The sequence below is a fragment of the Vibrio sp. 811 genome (assembly GCF_033339195.1).
Map to the genome: position 1 here is coordinate 1 of NZ_JAWOUB010000229.1, position 849 is coordinate 849.

Sequence of the window (849 nt, forward strand, 5' to 3'; positions counted from 1 at the left end):
TGCTGCAATTATTGCTTCTGCATTGGTCATGACTGCTGAGAAGATCAATAACCTAGTTACCCGTTACCCTGGTTTCAAAACCTTAGCGCTACTGTTCCTAGTATTGCTGGGTGGCTTGCTGATGGCCGAAGGCTTCGCAATCCATATCAATAAAGGGTATGTGTACTTTGCGATGGCGTTTGGTTTGGTGTTGGAACTGTGTCACATCCAACTAAAGAACAAACAGCGCCGAACTATCCAGCGAATCAGACCGATGCATCAACCAACCGTGGTTTATGGTGCCCAATAACTTGCTAATTTAGCCGCTCAAGAGAGCGGCTTTTTTGTGTGCTTTTCTTTCAATTTTATTTGCTGATTCAGAATTTGTCGTTTCGACAAAAAGTTGCATTTGTTGCATTGGATTGAATTTTTTATATAAACCGCCCAATCCACACGAGTGAATAAAATAAATGAACAAGCTGATCGATGCGTTAGCAACGGATGGTTACTACATTTGGGATGACTTCCTTTCAGAAGACGAAGTAACCCAATTACGTGATTGCATACCGGATAATTGGAAGAAAGCACGCATTGGTCGAAATGATGATGTGACCCGAATTGAATCAATTCGCAGTGACAAAATTCAATGGTTAAAACCAGCTATGGGTCAGCCAATCGCGAATTATTTGAGCAAAATGGAAGAGATTCGACAAGAGGTGAACCGCCATTTCTTCTTGGGTTTGTTTGAGTATGAAGCGCACTTTGCTAAGTACGAAAAAGGCGACTTTTACCAAAAACACCTTGATTGCTTTAAAGGGAATGAAAACCGCCGCTTAACCACGGTGTTCTACATGAATGAATCTTGGAGTG

The 849-nt window shown here is 41.8% G+C and carries 2 protein-coding genes; both read left to right on the forward strand.

Annotation, left to right across the window (positions count from 1 at the left end; all coding sequences use genetic code 11):
- Window positions 1–289 (forward strand): tellurium resistance protein TerC (locus R7Q46_RS26005; RefSeq protein ID WP_318078058.1); only part of this gene is annotated, 289 nt, incomplete at its 5' end.
- Window positions 290–449: 160 nt separating this feature from the next.
- A partial coding sequence (locus tag R7Q46_RS26010; RefSeq protein ID WP_318078059.1) for a 2OG-Fe(II) oxygenase occupies window positions 450–849 on the forward strand: 400 nt, incomplete at its 3' end.